Here is a 17,688-nt window from a genome sequence, read left to right as displayed (position 1 = left end):
GTGGGTGGGTGGGCTGTCGTACTCGCTGTACCTGTGGCACTGGCCGTTGCTGATGGCGGCCAGCGCGGTGTGGGGCACGCTGTCGCCGGCGCAGGGCACGCTGGTGGTCGCGGCGGCGTTCGTCCCGGCCTGGCTCACCCACCGGCTGGTCGAGGCGCCCATCCACCATGCTCGCGTGCTCGCCGTCCGGCCCGGCCGGGCGGTCGCCGTCGGGGTGGCGGCGACCGCGACGGCACTGCTGGCCGCGCTGGTCACCGTCAAGGCGGTGCCCGAGTACGCGACCGCCGACGCCGCGCCAGGTGCCGCCGTCCTCGCACCGGACCCGACCGGCGATCCCGACGGCGAGCCCGTCGACCAGGTGCCGGCGATGACCCCGGACCCGATCGACGTCCCCGAGGACAACCCGGACATCTACCCGGACGGCTGCCAGCAGAACGCCGAGGACGCCGACCTCGCCAGCTGTGCGTACGGCGACCTCGACGCCGACCGCGTCATCGCGCTGGCCGGCGACTCCCACGCCGCGCAGTGGCAGCCGGCGCTGGACGTACTGGGCGAGCGGTACGGCTGGCGGATCGAGACCTACACGAAGTCGTCCTGCGGGTTCTTCTCCGCCGAGATCACCACCGCGGCCGGCGTGCCGTACACGTCGTGCCGCGAGTGGAACGACGCGCTGCTGGACCGCCTGACCGGGCCGGACAAGCCGGACCTGGTGGTGACCTCGGGCAGCAACTCGTACCGCGTGTGGGAGGACGGCCGCGAGCTGGGCGACGACGCCAGCGCCGACCTGCTGGCCGACGGGCTGCGGGAGAGCTGGGAGGCGGTGCGGGCAGCCGGCGTCGAGCTGGTCGTACTGGAGAACACGCCGTGGCTCGGCCAGGACCCGGCCGAGTGCGTCAGCGCGCACCCGGACCGCTTGACCGAGTGCGCCCAGCCACGCGCCGACGCCGTCGAGAAGGCCGGCGACGAGCAGCAGGTCGCCGCGCGCGAGCTGGGCGGCGTCGACCTCGTCGACCTCACCCGGGCGATCTGCCCGACCGACGAGTGCCCGGCGGTCATCGGCAACGTAGTGGTCTGGCGCGACGACCACCACCTCACCGCGACCTACGCCCGCAGCCTCGCCTCACACCTGGACGCCCAGCTGCGGCCGTACCTCGCCGCCCGGCGCTCAGCCGCCTAGGAACTCCTCCAGCAGCGGCCCGGCGGTGCGCGAGCCGGACTCGCCGTCCTCGACGAACACCGCGACGGCGAGGTCGCCCTGCGTGGCGATCATCCAGGCGTGCGTGCGCGGCGGCGTCTCGGTGCCGTACTCGGCGGTGCCGGTCTTGGCGCCGACCGGATCGCCGGGGACGTCGCCGAGGAACTCGCCGCTCCCCTCCTCGACGACCGCGCGCATGAGGTCCTGCAGCACCGCGGCCTCGTCGGCGGTCAGCGTGCTCTCCGGTGCGGCGGCCGCCGGCTCCACCATCGTCGGCGCGACGGTGTGCCCGGCGGCGACCGACGCGGCCACCGTCGCCATGGCCAGCGGCGACGCCAGCACCTCGCCCTGCCCGATCATCGACGCGGCGTGCGCGGTGCCATCGGCCTCGGCCGGGACCTCGCCGAGGAAGGCCGGTGCGCCGCTCACGTTCTCGGCACCGAGCCCGAGCGAGGCCGCCGCCTGCGCCAGCGACGCCTGGTCGGCGACCTCGTTCTGGTTGATGAAGGCGGTGTTGCAGGAGTTCGCCACCGCTTCGCGCAGCGTGATGTCGCCGATCGCGCCGGACGGGTAGTCGCTGTAGTTCTCGAACGCGCGGCCGTCGACGGAGGCCGCGGGGGTGCACTCGACGACGGAGTCGGAAGTCAGCCCGGCGCGCAGCAGCGCCAGCGACGTCACCACCTTGAACGTCGAGCCGGGCGCGTACTGGCCCAGCGTCGCGGTCGAGTAGCCCTCGCCGCCCGGCCCGCTGGCGGCGGCCAGGACCGCGCCGGTGGACGGCTGGACCGCGACGATCGCGCTGGCCGGCCCGACGTCGGCGAGGATGCTCTCGGCCCGGGTCTGCAGGTCGATGTCCAGCGTCGTGGTCAGCGGGGTGCCGGCGACCGGCTCGCGCTCGAACAGCACCTCCGGCTCGGCGGGAGCGGGCTCCTCCGCGGCCGGCGAGGCGCTGGGGTCGGCCGTGGCGTCGGCCGACGGCTCCGGCGGCACCAGCTCGACGGCGAGCCCGGGCGTGCCGCCGAGCAGCGTGTCGTACTGCGCCTGCAGCCCGGACAGCCCGACGACGTCGCCGGCGACGATGCGCCCGCCGGACTCCTCGACCAGTTCGGCCGTGGCCTCGCCGACGGTGCCGAGGAGCGGCCGGGCGAACTCGCGGGTCGGCGCCAGCGCCAGCGTGTCGTCGATGGCGACAGCGCCCTCGATCGCCGCGATCTGGTCCAGCAGCGGCGCGGCGTCGGCCTCGCGCAGCGTGATGGCCTCGACGAACGCCCGCTCCCCCGCGTTCTGGACCCGCTCGGCCAGCCCGGCGGCGTCGACGCCGACCACCTCGGCCAGCGCGGTGGCGGACTCCGGCGCGAGCGCGGCGTCGACGCGGGTCTTGTCGATGCCGACCCGGTAGACCGGCCGCTCGGTGACGATGACCTCGCCGCCGGCGCCCAGGATGTCCGCCCGCTGCGCCTGTGTCCGCGACAGCCGCAGGGCGGCGCCGTCGGTGAGCTGCGGGTGCAGGAGCGACGGCGACCAGTCGACGGTCCAGCCGGCCTCGGTGTCCTCGGCGACTCGCATGGTCGCGGTGGTCTGGTAGGTCCAGTCCGGCGTGTCGGGCGTGCCGCTCGCGGCCGAGGTGGCCGACGCCGTGGGCGTGGCTGTGCCGGTGGCGGTCTCCGTGCCGGGCGCGGCCGCCGCGCCGGAGCCGTCGAGATCCCAGCCGACGTCGAGGGTGACCTCCCGGGTGTCCTCGTCATCGGTCTGCTCGATGTCGGCGACGGTGACCGTGCGGGTGGCCGCGCCCATGCCCTCGACCATCGCCTCGACGGCGGCCGTGGCGTCCTCGGCGCTGGTGCCGCCGAGCGGGACGCCGGCTAAGTCGCCGGAGGCCACCGCCTGAGCCAACTGCTCGGCGACGGGCGCCGCGTCGGGCGGGTCGTTGCTGCAGCCCGCCGCCGTCGCCATCAGTAAGCCCGCGGCCACCGCCGCGAGGGTCCGCCGCGGCGCGTTCTTCCTGATCATCGCTCCCCGTTCCTGCGCGTCGTTCCCGCACACCCTAGCGCCAATGCAGTACCGCGCCGTCAGCCGAGTCGCCGCGCCACCAGCCGCGCCACGTCGGCCAGCGCGGCGTCGACGCGTTCGGCGTCCCGTTCCGCACGGCGGCTCATGGCAACGATGACGATCGGCTCGCCGGCCGGGTTCCATGCGACGCCGGCGTCGTTGTTGGTGCCGTAGTCGCCGGCGCCGGTCTTGTCGGCCAGCCGCCAGCCGTCCGGCAGCCCGGCCCGGAACCGCGTCCCGGACGTCGTGTTGGCCAACATCCAGTTCAGCAGCCGGCGCCGGTCCGCCGGTCGCAGCAGGTCGCCGGTGAGCAGTCCGGCGAATGTCCGGGCCAGCGCCGCGGGCGTCGACGTGTCGCGCTCGTCGCCCGGCTCGGCGGAGTTCAGCTCGATCTCCCAGCGGTCCAGCCGGGTGGCGCCGTCGCCGATGGAGCGGGCGAACGCGGTCAGCCCGCGCGGCCCGCCGATCTCGCGCAGGAGCAGGTTCCCGGCGGCGTTGTCGCTGTACCGGATCGCGGCGTCGCACAGTTCGGCGACGGTCATGCCGGTGTCGAGGTGCTCGGCCGTCACCGCCGAGTTCAGCAGGATGTCGGCCGGAGGGTACCAGACCCGGTGGTCCAGGCGCGTCTCGTCGAGGTCGCGCAGCACGGCGGCCGCCGCGATGGACTTGAACACCGACAGGATCGGGAACCGGCCGCCGGCCCGGTGCGCGAGCCACGCCCCGGTCGCGAGGTTGCGCGCGCTGACGCCGAGCGTGACGTCGTGGGCGCGCTCCAGCTCGCGGACCGCCGGATCCAGGGCCCGGCTCGTGGCGCCTGCGGCGCCGCTGCCGAGCACGCCGGCCGACGCGGCCAGCGGGACGGCCAGGCCGAGGCGTAGCAGGGTGCGGCGGCTGGGCTGCGGACGGTCCATCGGGTTCCTCCTCGGGTCGCACGGACGAGCCCGCTCACCGTCGCAAGGCGGCCGCGCCGATGTCCAAGACGCAACCGCCACCGATCCATGCCGAATGGGTATCGTTACTGCCCGTGGACCTGCTGCGGCACCTCGAGGCGTTCGTCGCGGTGGCCGAGGCGCGCAGCTTCACCCGCGGCGCCGACCTCTGCGGCACGCCGCAGCCGGTGGTCAGCCGGCGCGTCGCGGCGCTGGAGCGCGACCTCGGCACCACGCTGCTGCGCCGCACGTCCCGGCAGGTCGAGCTCACCGACGCCGGCCGCACGCTGCTCCCCCACGCCGCCGACCTCGTCGCCCGGGCCGGGCACTTCCGCGAGCTGGCCGCCGCCGCGCGCGCCGCGGGCCTCAGTGCCGGCATCCCGGCCGGCCCGGACCCGCGCGCGTTGGTCGCGGCCCGCCGCGCGGCCGCCGCGGCCGGCATCACGCTGACCTTCGCCGAGCACCCGGCCGCCGAGCGGGCCGCCCTCGTCCGCCGCGGCCGGCTCGACGTCGCGCTGCTGCCCTGTCCACCGGACGAGGAGGAGGCCGGCGCGGAGCTCGGCGCGGCCACCACCACCGACGACCTGCGCGGCCGCCGGTTGCACCTGGACCAGTTGCGCCGCTCCGGCGGCGACGACGGCCGGCCGCGGGCACTGCACCTCGCCGCCGAGGACGACGTGCCCTGGGTCCGCGACCCGGTCCGCCGCGCGGCCCGGCTGGCCGGCCTGCTGGACGGCCAGCTGCGCGTCGGCACGTCCGACACCGAGGCGCTGACCTGCGCCCTCGAATACGGCGACGCGATCCTGTGCACGCCCGCGTGGGCGGCGGCGCACCGGCTGCGCTGGCGACCGTTCGGCGACGTCGCGCTGCGCCGCACGTACGCCGTCGCCGGCCGGCCGCGGGTCGCGCGCGAGCTGGTCGACGCTGTGCTGCCGGCGCTGGCCCGGGCGGCCGGGCTGGTCACCGACCCGGAGGAGCCGCGATGACCACGTCCGACGCGTTCGGCTTCTCCGGCGAGGCGGTGCGCACGGCGCACGACATCCGCTCCGACTGGGCCCGCACCGGGTTGCGGGGCGGGCTGTACGCCCGCAATGTCGACACCGGCGAGGACCTCGGCTTCGACGTGCACGTCCCGTACGCGCTGGCGTCGGTGAGCAAGCTGCCACTCGCGCTCGTCGTGCTCGACCTCATCGCCGCCGGTGAGCTGGACCCGGCACAGCCGGTCGCCCTCGTCCCCGGGACGACCACGCCAGGGCCGACCGGCGCCGCGCTGTTCCGGCACCCGAGCCGCATCGCGCTGGAGGACCTGCTGCTGCTCATGCTGTCCGTCAGCGACAACGCCGCCGCGGACGCCGTCTTCGCGCTGGTCCCGCCGGAGCGGGTGACGGCCACCCTGCAGGGCTGGGGGTGTGAGGGGATCGTCGTGCGGCACCCGATGCGCCTGCTCTACGAGGCCGCGGCGGCGGTCGCGCCGGACGACCCGGTGCTGGCGCTGGAACTGGCCGTGCGCGCCACCACCGACGGCGGCGGGCACGTGCTGCCGACGCTGGACGTCGCGGCGGCCACCAGTGGCACCGCCGCCGGCCTGGTGTCACTGGTCGAACGGATCTGGACCGACGACGTCAGCGTGCCGGCCGCGACGGCACGGCTACGCGAGCTGCTGGGCTACCAGGTCAACCGCAACCGGATGACGTCGGAGCTGGCCGCCGACTCCGTCGCCGTCAGCACCAAGACCGGCACGTTCCTCAATCTGCGCCACGAGGCCGGCATGGTGACGACGTCGACGGGCGACCGCATCGCCGTCGCGGCACTCACCGCGTCGACCGTCGCCGCCCGGTCGCAGCCGGAGGCCGACCGCGCGATCGGCCGGGCCGCCCGCGCCGCCGTCGACGTGCTGCGGCTCTAGCCCGGGCGGACGACGACGAGGCCGCCGCAGGAGCACCTCGCGTAGCCGACGAAGCCGTCACCGGTGCGGTGCCATGACGTCACGTGGTCCGGCCGCACGGCGGCACCGCACCGGCCGCAGGCCCGGACCACTTCGAGGAGTCGCTCGCTCATGACTCCACCGTGCTGTAATGGCATTGTGCATTTCAACCATTACAGCGACGAGGGCGCGCTACTGGCCGCGGCGGTGGTGAACGCCCGCATCGACTCCCCCGCCGACGTCGCCCGGCTGGCCGCCGAGCACGACGTGCTGCTGGAGCGGCCACCGACCGCGGAGGACGCGGCCGGGCTGCGGCGCTGGCGGACCGCGCTGGCCGGCGTGGTCGACGCGCCGACCGTCGGCGAGCGGATCGAGGCGCTGAACCGGCTGCTCGCCCGCGGCACGTCGCACCCGCGGATCAGCCTGCACAACGGCCCGCCGCACGTGCACTTCCGCCCCGACGACGTCCCACCGGAGCGGCAGTTCGCGGCGATCACGGCGTTCGGGCTGGCGTGGTTCCTCACCCAGCGCGGGCTGCACCGGCTGGCCCGCTGCGCCGCCGACGACTGCACGATCGCCTTCGCCGACGTCACCCGCAACGGGCGGCAGCGCTACTGCTCGACCCGGTGCGCCAACCGCCAGGCCGTCCGCCGCCACCGCGCCCGCCCGGGAAGCACCTCACCCGCCGGAGGACCGCACCTCCGCCCGGCACCGGCGGCATCCGGCACCGCTGGCGAGTGAGGAGCGACAAGCGCGCCGCGACCACGGTCAGCGGGACAGGCGGTCCGGGCGCAGGTTCAGCCGGCGCAGCAGCTGGGCGTTGGCCGCGACGATGATCGTCGACGCTGTCATCGCGACCGCCGCGGCCGCCGGCGGGAGGACGAACCCGATCGGCGCGAGCACGCCGGCCGCGAGCGGCACGGACAGCAGGTTGTACCCCGTCGCCCACACCAGGTTCTGCACCATCTTCCGGTAGCTGGCCGAGGACAGCCGCCGGGCCGAGACCACGCCGCGCGGGTCGTCGGAGGCCAGCACGACGCCGGCGGACTCGACCGCGACGTCGGTGCCGGCGCCGATCGCGACGCCGACGTCGGCGCGGGCCAGCGCGGGCGCGTCGTTGACGCCGTCGCCGACCATCGCGACCGACAGACCGCGCTCCTGCAGCGACGTGACCGCGGCGTCCTTGTCCTCCGGCAGCACCTCGGCGAAGACCTCGTCGATGCCGACCTTCGCTGCCACCGACTCGGCGACGTTGCGGGCGTCGCCGGTGATCATCACCGTGTGCACGTTCTGGGCCCGCAGCAGCCCGACCGCCTCGCGCGACTCCGGCCGGATCTCGTCGGCCAGCGAGAGCGCGCCCAGCACGGCGCCGTCGCGGACGACGTAGAGGACGGTCGAGCCGGCGCCGGCCCACTCGCCGACCGCCGACGCGATCTCCGCCGGCGCCTCCACGCCGAGGTCGCGCAGCAGGCCGGGCCCGCCGACCGCGACCTGGGCGCCGTCGACGACCGCGCGCACGCCCTTGCCGGTGAGCGAGCGGAACTCCGTCGCCGCCGGGACCGGCCCGCGCGACGACGCCGCAGCGACGACGGCCGTGGCCAGCGGGTGCTCGGAGTCGCGCTCGGCCGCCGCGGCCAGCGCCACCAGCTCGTCCTCGGTGAGCGACCCGGCCGGGGCGACGCCCGCCACCGCGGGCCGGCCCACGGTCAGCGTGCCGGTCTTGTCGAACAGGACGGCGTCGACCTGCCGCATGCGCTCCAGCGCCAGCCGGTCCTTGACCAGGATGCCGGCCCGCGCCGACATCGCCGTCGAGATCGCGATCACCAGCGGGATGGCCAGCCCGAGGGCGTGGGGGCAGGCGATGACCAGCACCGTCACGGTCCGTTCGACCGCCGCCGAGGCCTCGCCGAGCAGCACCCAGACCACGAACGTCAGCGCGCCGACGCCGAGCGCGAACCAGAACAGCCACGCGGCGGCGCGGTCGGCCAGCGCCTGCGCCCGTGAGCTGGACGCCTGTGCGTCGGCCACCAGCCGCTGGATGCCGGCCAGCGCGGTGTCCTCGCCGACGGCCGTGACCTCGATCCGGATCGCGGTGTCGGTGGCGACGGTGCCGGCGACCACGCGGTCGCCCGGCCCGCGGCTGACGGTCTTCGACTCACCGGTGACGGTGGACTCGTCGACCTCCGCGGTGCCCTCGGCGACGACGCCGTCGGCCGGGACCCGCCCGCCGGAGCGCACCAAGACGACATCGCCGACCGCCAGCTCGGCCAGCGGCACCTCGGTGACCGACCCGTCCGGGCCGACCCGTTCGGCGGTGTCCGGCAGCAGCTCGGCCAGCGCCTGCAGGGCGCCCGACGCCTGCCCGAGCGCCCGCATCTCCAGCCAGTGGCCGAGCAGCATGACGACGATCAGGAGCGCCAGCTCCCACCAGAAGTCCAGGTCCAGGCCGCCGATCTCGAGCGAGGTCAGCCCGCTCGCGACGAACGCCACGGTGATGGCCAGCGAGATCAGCGTCATCATGCCGGGCAGCCGGTCGGCCAGCTCCGCCTTCGCGCCGGCGAGGAACGGCCAGCCGCCGTAGAAGAACAGGAACGTGCCGACGACCGGCGGGATCCACGTCCCCCAGTCCGGCACCTCGTAGCCGATCAGGTCGGCGAACATCGTGCTGAACCCGACCACCGGGATTGCCAGGACCAGGCTCACCCAGAACTTGTCCCGGAACATGCTGCCGTCGCCGTGCCCGGCGTGCTTGTCGTGCCCGGCATGGGCCACCTCGTGTCCGGCAGCATGTCCCGGTCCGTGCGCCACGCCGTGCGCGGCGTGGTCAGCCGCCGCGTGCTGATGCTCCGTCGCGACGGCGTGATCGTGCTGGTCCATGGTCACTCACCTCTCGTCGGGTCAGACCATGCCAACACGATACCCCCTGGGGGTATTCCGTCAAGTCGTCGGGATCTCCGGGACTTCCGGACCCGACGGCGTCGGCGGTGCTTCGGGCGGCGCCGGCGTCTCCAGGTCCGCCGGCGACGGCGGCGCCTGCGGCGCGGGCGGCTCGACGGCGCCGGGCAGCGCGGTGCCCGCCGGCAGCAGCGCTTCGCACGCATCGAGGGCGGCCAGGTACTCGGCCGAGAACGGATCCACCCAGCCGGTGCCGTCGAGCCGCACCGTCCCATCCTCGGACAGGTACGCGTCGGGGAAGTCCTCCAGCCCACGCTCGCGCATGCACTGGCTGAACTCCGTCGCCGACTCGTCGGCCGAGCCGAACGCCGTCGCCGCGGCCGGTCCGGTCGGTAGGATCGCAGCCACAGCGGCGGCTGCGATGATCGATGTTCGTTTCATGTCGTCCTCCAGACGATCGTGGTGTGCACTGACGACACCAGCCTCGCGAGCGGACGGTTGCGGGAGCGGAACAGCCGCTGTCACCTCGCTGTAACCCCGTTCCGGGCACCCTGGACGCCGGAGCTGCCGATGCGTGTACTGATCGTCGAAGACCACCGAGATCTCGCCGAGACCGTCGCCACGGGACTGCGGCGGGAGGGCATGGCCGTCGACCTCGCCCTGGACGGCGACGAGGCGCTGTACCGCACGTCCGTCCACGGGTACGACGTCGTGGTGCTCGACCGCGATCTGCCCGGCGTTCGCGGCGACGAGGTGTGCCGGTCGCTGGCCGGGCGCGGCTACCCCGGCCGGGTCCTGATGTTGACGGCGGCCGGCTCAGTGGCCGACCGGGTCGCCGGGTTCGAGCACGGCGCCGACGACTACCTGCCCAAGCCGTTCGCGTTCGACGAGCTGGTGATGCGGATCCGGGCGCTGGCCCGGCGGCCGGCGACGGCGATCCCACCGGCCTTGGTGCACGGCGGGCTGCGACTGGACCCGGCCCGGCGCACCGCGTCGCGGGACGGGCGCCGGCTCGATCTCACACCCAAGGAGCTGGCCGTCCTGGAGATCCTGCTCGCCGCCGGCGGCACCGTCGTCTCGGCCGAACAGCTGCTGGAGCGCGCCTGGGACGAGGCGGCCGACCCGTTCACTCAGACGGTGAAGGTGACCATCAGCCGGCTGCGGCGGAAGCTGGGCGACCCGCCGCTGATCGAGACCGTGCCGCAGGCCGGCTACCGGATCGCGGCGCCGTCGTGACCGGGCGGCGACCGGCCTGGCGGCGGCCGACCGTCCGGCTGCGGCTGACACTGCTCTACGCCGGACTGTTCCTGGCGACTGGGGCGGCGCTGATCGGGCTCGTGTACGTGCTGGTCGCGCAAGGTCCGCTGCTCGGCTCGCCACCGGAGCCCGACCCACCGGCGGCCGATGGGCTCACGGGCGGGGCCGTCCCACCGCCGGAACTCGCCGGCGAGCTGCGCGAGCAGGCGGAGCGGCAGCGCGCCGCGGACCTGCGCCGGTTGCTCACGGCGTCATCGATCGCCCTGACGGCGCTGACCGGCGGCTCGCTGCTGCTCGGCTGGGTCGTCGCCGGCCGGGTGCTGCGTCCGCTGGGTGCCATGACCGCGAAGGTGCGCCGCATCTCCGCCGACGCGCTCGACCAGCGGCTGGCCGCCACGGGGCCGGACGACGAGCTCACCGAGCTGGCCGGCACGTTCGACGACCTGCTCGCCCGGCTGGAGTCGGCGTTCGCCGCCCAGCGCCGGTTCGTCGCGCACGCCTCACACGAGCTGCGCACTCCGCTCACGCTTCAGCGCGCCGTCGTGGACGTCACCCTGGCCGACCCGGATGCGTCCGCCACGACGCTGCGGGCCGCACTGGACCGGGTGCGGGCCGCCGGGCAGCGGCAGGAGCGCATCATCGACGCGCTGCTGACCCTCGCCCGCAGCCAGCCGGGGCTGCTCGACCAGCAGCCGCTCGACCTCGCGGTGCCGGTCCGCGCGGTCGTTCGCGAGCTGACGGCGGAGGCGGCGGCCCGCGGGGTGGAGATCGACGCCGCGCTCGACCCGGCGCCGGCCTCGGGCGACGCCGAACTGGCCGAACGCCTGGTCCGCAACCTCCTGGACAACGCCGTGCGGCACAACGTGCCCGGCGGCTGGGTCCGGGCGTCGACGGCGGCCTCCGCGGACGGCGCGACGCTGCGGGTGGTCAACAGCGGTCCGGTCGTCCGGGCCGACGCGGTGCCGGCGCTCTACGAACCGTTCCAGCGGCTCGGCGGCGACCGCGGTGCCGACGACGGCCTCGGCCTGGGGCTGTCCATCGCCGCGGCCGTGGTCGAGGCACACGGCGGCGAGCTCACCACGGTGGCGCGCGTGGAGGGCGGCCTGGACCTCACCGTGCGGCTGCCGCGTCCGTAGCCGCTCAGCCCAGGGTGACGGTGACCCCGTCGGCGGCGTCGTCCGGCTCGACGTCCAGAACGGCGACCCGGCCGGCCGCCCGCACGTCGTCCAACAGCACTCCGGCCGCCGCGGCGGCGTCCGGGCGAACCCGCGCGACCGCCCGCGCCACGTCGGTCCGCAGCGACAGCTGCGCCTCCGTCTTGGCCTTGCGCACCGCCCCGATCAGCGCCGACGCCGTCGCGAACAGCTCCGCCTCGGCCGCGGCCACGCCCTCCGCCCCCGGCCACGGCGCCAGGTGCACGGACCCGTCGCGCCACCAGGACCAGACCTCCTCGGTGACGAACGGCAGGAACGGCGCGAACAGCCGCAGCTGCACCGACAGCGCCCGCCTCAGCGCCGCCCGGGCCGACGCCGCGCCCGCGTCGTCGCCGGCGTCGCCGTAGGCGCGGGCCTTCACCAGTTCGACATAGTCGTCGCAGAAGTCCCAGAAGAACCGCTCGGCGACCTCGAGCGCGCGGGTGTGGTCGTAGTCGTCCAGCGCGCGGGTCGCGGCGGCGACGGTCTGGTCGAGCGCCGCCAGGACGGCGCGGTCGAGCGGCGCGGTGACCTCGGCGTCGTCGGCCACCGGCCCCGAACCCAGGACGAACCGGCTGACGTTGAGGATCTTCATCGCCAGCCGGCGGCCGATCTTCATCTGGCCGGGGTCGAACGCGGTGTCGGCGCCGGGCCGCCCGCTCGCGGCCCAGTAGCGGACGCCGTCGGACCCGTACTGCTCGAGCAGGTCCAGCGGCGTGACGACGTTGCCGGCCGACTTGGACATCTTCTTGCGGTCGGGGTCGAGGATCCAGCCGGAGATGGCCGCGTGCCGCCACGGCAGCACGCCGTGCTCCAAGTGCGCGCGGACGACGCTGGCGAACAGCCAGGTGCGGATGATCTCGTGCGCCTGCGGCCGCAGGTCCATCGGGAACACCCGCGCGAACAGGTCGTCGTCGCTCCCCCAGCCGCCGGCGATCTGCGGCGTGAGCGACGACGTCGCCCAGGTGTCCATGACGTCGGGGTCGCCGGCGAAGCCGCCGGGCGCGCCGCGCTGCGCCTCGTTGTATCCAGGCGGGGCCTCGGACGACGGGTCCACCGGCAGCGCGGCCTCGTCCGGGACGATCGGCGTGTCGTACACCGGCGCCCCGGCCTCGTCCAGCGGATACCAGAGCGGGATCGGCACGCCGAAGAACCGCTGGCGGCTGATCAGCCAGTCGCCGTTGAGCCCGCCGACCCAGTTCTCGTACCGGACCCGCATGTGCTCCGGATGCCACTGGAGCTCGCGGCCGCGCTCGAGCAGCGCCGCCCGCAGCTCCTCGTCGCGCCCGCCGTTGCGGACGTACCACTGCCGCGTGGTGACGATCTCGAGCGGGCGGTCGCCCTTCTCGTAGAACTTCACCGGGTGGGTGATGGGCCGCGGCTCGCCGGCCAGGTCGCCGGACTCGCGCAGCAGCTCGGTCACCCGCTGCCGGGCGGTGTGCACCGTCGCGCCGGCCAGCTGCCCGTACGCCGCCCGGCCCGCGGGGTCGTCCAGCCACGGCGGCACGTCGCGCAGCAGCCGGCCGTCGCGGCCGACCACCGGGCGGGTGGGCAGCGTCAGCTCGCGCCACCAGGTGACGTCTGTGGTATCGCCGAACGTGCAGATCATCGCCGCGCCGGTGCCCTTCTCGGGGTCGGCGAGGCAGTGCGCGACCACCGGGACGTCCACGCCGAACAGCGGCGTGCGGACGCTCGACCCGACGAGTGCGGCGTACCGCGGGTCGTCGGGGTGCACGACGACGGCGACGCAGGCCGGCAGCAGCTCCGGCCGGGTGGTCGAGATGAGCAGCGGTTCGCCGCCGTCGACCCGCGAGAACACCAGGTCGTGGTAGGCACCCGGCCGCTCGCGGTCCTCCAGCTCCGCCTGGGCGACCGCCGTCCGGAACGTGACGTCCCACAGCGTGGGCGCCTCGGCCAGATACGCCTCACCGCGGGCGAGGTTGCGCAGGAACGCCCGCTGCGACACCCGCCGGGCCGTCGTGTCGATGGTCTGGTAGCCGTGCGACCAGTCGACCGACAGGCCGAGCCGGCGCCACAGCTCCTCGAACGCGCGCTCGTCCTCGGCCGTCAGCCGCTCGCACAGCTCGATGAAGTTGCGCCGCGACACCGGCAGCTGGTCCTTGGCGGAGCGGCCGCCGGCCGGCGGCTCGAAGCTCGAGTCGTACGGCAGTGACGGGTCGCAGCGCACGCCGAAGTGGTTCTGCACCCGCCGCTCGGTGGGCAGGCCGTTGTCGTCCCAGCCCATCGGGTAGAAGACGGCCTTGCCGCGCATGCGCTGGTACCGCGCGACGACGTCGGTGTGCGTGTAGGAGAAGACGTGCCCGACGTGCAGCGAGCCGCTCACCGTCGGCGGCGGGGTGTCGATGGAGTACACCTCTGCGCGCGGGCGGGAGCGGTCGAACCGGTAGACACCGTCGCGCTCCCAGCGCGTCACCCATACCTCGTCCAGCCCGTCGACGGTGGGCCGGGCCGGGATCGCGGGATGGGTGCGGGAGGTGTCGGTCACCTCGCCGAGCCTAGCTTCGACACCCGGGCGCCATCCGTGGATTCTCCGCAGGGGTTCGGCGCGACACGCCCGGCATGGCGGCAATTCATGACATCCTTCTCCTGCCGGTCGAGTCGGCATACCGACCCGTCCGGCCCAAACCACGCCGCTGACCTGCCCGAACAGAGCGGCGATGGTGCGTGATCCGGCCCTGCGTGGCACTGATCGGCAGGGGCCTCCGGGGGTCGAGAACGCGTTAGACGCGATTCATACCCTGTTGGTTCCCGCAGGTCCGCGCCTCGTGTAGCATTCCCAGCATTTCGGGCCCTCCTGCGTCCACGGGCACGCGTGGTAGCGGGGGGCTCGATGCTGAACTGACATTCATGTGAATTGGAGACAGTGTGACTACCTTCCGCGCGCGCGTCCGCGCTGCGGGCGCGCTGGCCGTGGCCCTGGTAACGGGTGCCACGCTCATCAGCGCCGCCGGCACCGCAGCCGCGGCCGAGGAGATTCCGCAGGAGTCCCTCATCATCCAGAGCTCTCCGGCCGACTTCGAAACCAAGATCGTCGGCGGTGCGCCGGCCCCCGAGGGCGAGTACCCGTTCGTCACCTACCTCGTCATCGACGAGAAGTTCGCCTGTGGCGGCTCGCTGTACGCGCCCGACCTGATCCTCACCGCAGCCCACTGCGTCAACGGCACCGGCCCGACGGACGGCATCGTGGCGCACTTCGGGTCCGTCGACCTGAACAGCCCCGACCTTCAGACCTTCACCTCCGAGTACGTGTACTCGGGCAACATCTCCGGCATCCCGAACGACTGGGCGCTGGTCAAGCTGAGCGAGCCGGTTCCGGCCGAGGTCGCGACCCCGGTCGACGTCGTTACCGACGACTCGTTCGACGCGTCGGAGACCTTCCGGGTCATCGGCTGGGGCGCCACCGCCGAGGGCGGCGAGGCGAGCGACGTCCTGCTCGAGGTGGACGTGCCGGGCGTCAGCGACGAGGACTGCGTCGCCGCCTACGAGGCCATCGATATCCAGACCAGCCCCGACGTCGAGCTGTGCGCCGGCGACCTCGAGCAGGGTGGCGTCGACTCCTGCCAGGGCGACTCCGGCGGCCCGCTGCTCGTCGAGGAGAACGGCGAGTACCTCCAGGTCGGCGTCGTGAGCTGGGGCGAGGGCTGCGCCCGTCCGGGCATCCCGGGTGTCTACACCCAGCTGAGCGCCGTCAGCGACAGCATCGCGGCGGTCGCCTCCGGTGAGAACACGCCGGCCGAGGTCGCCGACGTCCAGATCGAGACCACCGCCGGCGAGCCGGTCGAGATCACGCTGACGGCCGACGACGCCGAGGGCGACGAGGTGTCGTTCAAGGTGAGCCAGCCCGAGGTCGGCACGCTGACCACCGACGACGAGACCCTCACCACGCTGGTCTACACCCCGGCCGAGGGCTTCACCGGTGAGGACACCTTCCTGTACCTCGCCAACGACGGCAGCACCGACGGCATCCCGGCCACCGTGACCATCACGGTCAACGAGGCCGAGGAGCCGACCCCGACCCCGACGCCGACCGAGGAGCCCACCTCGGAGCCGACCCCGACGCCCACCGAGGACCCGGGCGACGACGACGGCGACGGCGAGGAGCTGCCCGACACCGGTTCGAACACCACCACCATGATCGGCCTGGCCCTGCTGCTGGCCGCCGGTGGCGCCGGTGCGGCCTTCGCGGCGCGCCGCCGGGTGACCGGCTCGAACCTCTGAGCCGATATCTGAGTAAGTAGCACACGTTCCACCGTTCGGCGGTGGCGCATCTCACGGATGCGCCACCGCCGAACGTGTTTCGGGTCGTCAGCTGCGGGTAGAGGTCCGCAGAAGGCGCGCCGGCGGTACCGGTTCGCCGCGACCGGCAGCCAAAGGGTGGGTAGGCTCGAAACACATGTGCGGTCTCACCGGAGAATTCAGGTTCGACAACCGCCCCGCCGACCTCTCCTCGGTCGGCCTCATGTGCGACGCGATGGTGGCTCGGGGGCCTGACGACTCCGGTGCCTACGCGCACGGGTCGCTGGCGCTGGGCCACCGCCGGCTGTCCATCATCGACCTCTCACCACACGGCCACCAGCCGATGGTCGACGCCGAGCTGGGCCTGGCCGTCGTCTTCAACGGCTGCATCTACAACTACCGCGAGCTGCGCGACGAGCTCAGCGGGTACGGCTACCGGTTCTTCTCCACGTCCGACACCGAGGTCATCGCCAAGGGGTACCACCGCTGGGGCGAGGACTTCGTCGACCACCTCGTCGGCATGTTCGCGCTGGCGATCCACGAGCGCGACACCGGCCGGCTGGTGCTGGCCCGCGACCGCCTCGGCATCAAGCCGCTGTACCTCGCCGAGACGCCGGACCGGCTGCGGTTCGCCAGCACGCTGCCGGCGCTGGTCCGGGGCGGCGGCGTCGACACCTCCATCGACCCGGTCGCGCTGCACCACTACCTGACCTGGCACGCCGTCGTCCCTGCACCGCACACGATCCTCGCCGGCGTGCGCAAGCTGCCGCCGGCCACCGTCCGGGTCGTCGAGCCCGACGGCACCAGCCGCGAGCGCGTCTACTGGGACCCGTCGTTCACCCGCGACCCGGCGAAGGCCGGCTGGTCGGCCACCGACTGGGAGGAGGCGATCCTCGAGTCGCTGCGGGTGGCCGTGCGCCGGCGGCTGGTCGCCGACGTCCCGGTGGGCGTGCTGCTCTCCGGCGGCCTCGACTCCAGCCTGGTCGTCGGGCTGCTCGCCCAGGAGGGTCAGACCGGCCTCAACACGTTCAGCATCGGATTCGACGCGGTCGGCGGCGAGGAGGGCGACGAGTTCAAGTACTCCGACGTCATCGCCCGCGAGTTCGGCACCGACCACCACCGCATCCGGGTCGGCGCCGACCTGCTGCCGTCGCTGCGCGACGCCGTCGCCGCGATGAGCGAGCCGATGGTCAGTCACGACGCCGTCGGCTTCTACCTCCTCAGTAAGGAGGTCAGCCGGCACGTCAAGGTCGTGCAGTCCGGGCAGGGCGCCGACGAGGTGTTCGCCGGCTACCACTGGTACCCGCCGCTGGCCGGCGTCGGCCGCGCCGACGCCGTCGCCACCTACGCGAAGGCGTTCTTCGACCGCGACCACGCCGCGATGGCCGAGGTCGTCGCGCCTGCCCACCTGACCGACGGCGCCGTCAGCCTCGACTTCGTCCGCGACCACTTCACCAAGGACGGCGCCGAGACGGCGGTCGACGCGGCGCTGCGGCTGGACACCCAGATCATGCTGACCGACGACCCGGTCAAGCGGGTCGACAACATGACGATGGCGTGGGGACTGGAAGCGCGCGTGCCGTTCCTCGACCACAAGCTGGTCGAGCTGGCCGCCCAGTGCCCGCCGGAGCTGAAGCTGGCCCAGGAGGGCAAGGGCGTGCTCAAGGAGGCCGCCCGCCGGGTCATCCCGCACGAGGTGATCGACCGGCCGAAGGGCTATTTCCCGGTGCCGGCGCTGAAGTACCTGCAGGGCCCGTACCTCGAGCTGGTCGAGGACGCGCTGCACTCCGCCGCCGCGCGGGACCGCGGACTGTTCCGGCCCGAGTACGTCGACCGGCTGCGCTCGGATCCCAACGCCGACCTCACTCCCCTGCGCGGGAACCGGCTCTGGCAGCTCGGTCTGCTGGAGCTGTGGCTGCAGACGCAGCTGCCCGGAGAGGGCACGGTACGGTGAGCGACGCCCGCCGCGGCAGGGGTGGCGGCCAGTCG

At 74.1% G+C, this 17,688-nt stretch carries 14 protein-coding genes; 8 read left to right on the top strand and 6 right to left on the bottom strand.

The features are described 5' to 3' along the window. Positions 1-1,177, top strand: a 1,177-nt coding sequence (locus tag E1262_RS30450) for an acyltransferase family protein (RefSeq protein ID WP_162606019.1), incomplete at its 5' end; no start/stop codon positions are given. Here E1262_RS30450 and E1262_RS21435 read toward each other — a convergent pair. Then, the gene (locus E1262_RS21435; RefSeq protein ID WP_132105356.1) at positions 1,166-3,205 is read right to left on the bottom strand and encodes a penicillin-binding transpeptidase domain-containing protein; all 2,040 of its coding nucleotides are present in this window, start codon (positions 3,203-3,205) and stop codon (positions 1,166-1,168) included. The genes E1262_RS30450 and E1262_RS21435 overlap by 12 nt on opposite strands. A gap of 59 nt (positions 3,206-3,264) precedes the next feature. Continuing rightward, positions 3,265-4,155, bottom strand: a complete 891-nt coding sequence (gene bla / locus E1262_RS21430; protein ID WP_132105354.1) for a class A beta-lactamase — start codon at positions 4,153-4,155, stop codon at positions 3,265-3,267. 113 nt (positions 4,156-4,268) lie between these two features. Here bla and E1262_RS21425 point away from each other — a divergent pair, with 113 nt between their 5' ends. After that, positions 4,269-5,159: a LysR family transcriptional regulator gene (locus E1262_RS21425; protein ID WP_162606018.1), complete on the top strand. Its 891-nt coding sequence runs from the start codon at positions 4,269-4,271 to the stop codon at positions 5,157-5,159. Next, positions 5,156-6,079, top strand: coding sequence for a serine hydrolase (locus tag E1262_RS21420; RefSeq protein WP_132105351.1), 924 nt, complete (start codon positions 5,156-5,158; stop codon positions 6,077-6,079). The genes E1262_RS21425 and E1262_RS21420 overlap by 4 nt, the downstream gene beginning before the upstream one ends. Here E1262_RS21420 and E1262_RS30985 read toward each other — a convergent pair. Continuing rightward, positions 6,076-6,231 carry a hypothetical protein gene (locus tag E1262_RS30985; protein WP_203454139.1) on the bottom strand — a complete coding sequence of 52 codons (156 nt, stop codon included), beginning with the start codon at positions 6,229-6,231 and terminating at the stop codon, positions 6,076-6,078. The two genes, E1262_RS21420 and E1262_RS30985, sit on opposite strands and share 4 nt — an antisense overlap. A 25-nt stretch (positions 6,232-6,256) precedes the next feature. On the opposite strand from E1262_RS30985, the gene E1262_RS21415 reads away from it, so the two are divergent. Then, positions 6,257-6,838: a CGNR zinc finger domain-containing protein gene (locus tag E1262_RS21415; protein ID WP_203454138.1), complete on the top strand. Its 582-nt coding sequence runs from the start codon at positions 6,257-6,259 to the stop codon at positions 6,836-6,838. Between the two features lie 27 nt (positions 6,839-6,865). Here E1262_RS21415 and E1262_RS21410 read toward each other — a convergent pair whose 3' ends face one another. Further along, positions 6,866-8,974: a heavy metal translocating P-type ATPase gene (locus tag E1262_RS21410; RefSeq protein ID WP_132105347.1), complete on the bottom strand. Its 2,109-nt coding sequence runs from the start codon at positions 8,972-8,974 to the stop codon at positions 6,866-6,868. 60 nt (positions 8,975-9,034) lie between these two features. Continuing rightward, complete coding sequence (locus E1262_RS21405; RefSeq protein WP_132105345.1) at positions 9,035-9,433, bottom strand: hypothetical protein; 399 nt, start codon at positions 9,431-9,433, stop codon at positions 9,035-9,037. A 129-nt stretch (positions 9,434-9,562) separates the two neighbouring features. Here E1262_RS21405 and E1262_RS21400 point away from each other — a divergent pair, with 129 nt between their 5' ends. Then, positions 9,563-10,228 (top strand): response regulator transcription factor, encoded by a 666-nt coding sequence (locus tag E1262_RS21400; RefSeq protein WP_132105343.1) that lies wholly within the window; start codon positions 9,563-9,565, stop codon positions 10,226-10,228. Further along, a complete protein-coding gene (locus E1262_RS21395) occupies positions 10,225-11,385 on the top strand; it encodes a sensor histidine kinase (protein ID WP_132105341.1) in 1,161 nt (386 codons plus the stop codon). The genes E1262_RS21400 and E1262_RS21395 overlap by 4 nt, the downstream gene beginning before the upstream one ends. Before the next feature lie 4 nt (positions 11,386-11,389). On the opposite strand, the gene valS is transcribed toward E1262_RS21395, so the two are convergent. Beyond that, positions 11,390-13,948 (bottom strand): valine--tRNA ligase, encoded by a 2,559-nt coding sequence (gene valS, locus E1262_RS21390; protein WP_132105339.1) that lies wholly within the window; start codon positions 13,946-13,948, stop codon positions 11,390-11,392. A gap of 380 nt (positions 13,949-14,328) precedes the next feature. On the opposite strand from valS, the gene E1262_RS21385 reads away from it, so the two are divergent. Together E1262_RS21385 and E1262_RS21380 are read left to right on the top strand one after the other, a co-directional pair. Further along, positions 14,329-15,681, top strand: coding sequence for a trypsin-like serine protease (locus tag E1262_RS21385; protein ID WP_132105370.1), 1,353 nt, complete (start codon positions 14,329-14,331; stop codon positions 15,679-15,681). A 175-nt stretch (positions 15,682-15,856) separates the two neighbouring features. Then, positions 15,857-17,653: an N-acetylglutaminylglutamine amidotransferase gene (locus E1262_RS21380; RefSeq protein WP_132105337.1), complete on the top strand. Its 1,797-nt coding sequence runs from the start codon at positions 15,857-15,859 to the stop codon at positions 17,651-17,653. The last annotated feature ends 35 nt before the right edge of the window (positions 17,654-17,688 follow it).

This window comes from Jiangella aurantiaca (assembly GCF_004349105.1).
Lineage (GTDB): Bacteria > Actinomycetota > Actinomycetes > Jiangellales > Jiangellaceae > Jiangella > Jiangella aurantiaca.
Note: the sequence above shows the minus strand (reverse complement) of the source record. Positions and strands in the feature narration are given on the sequence as shown.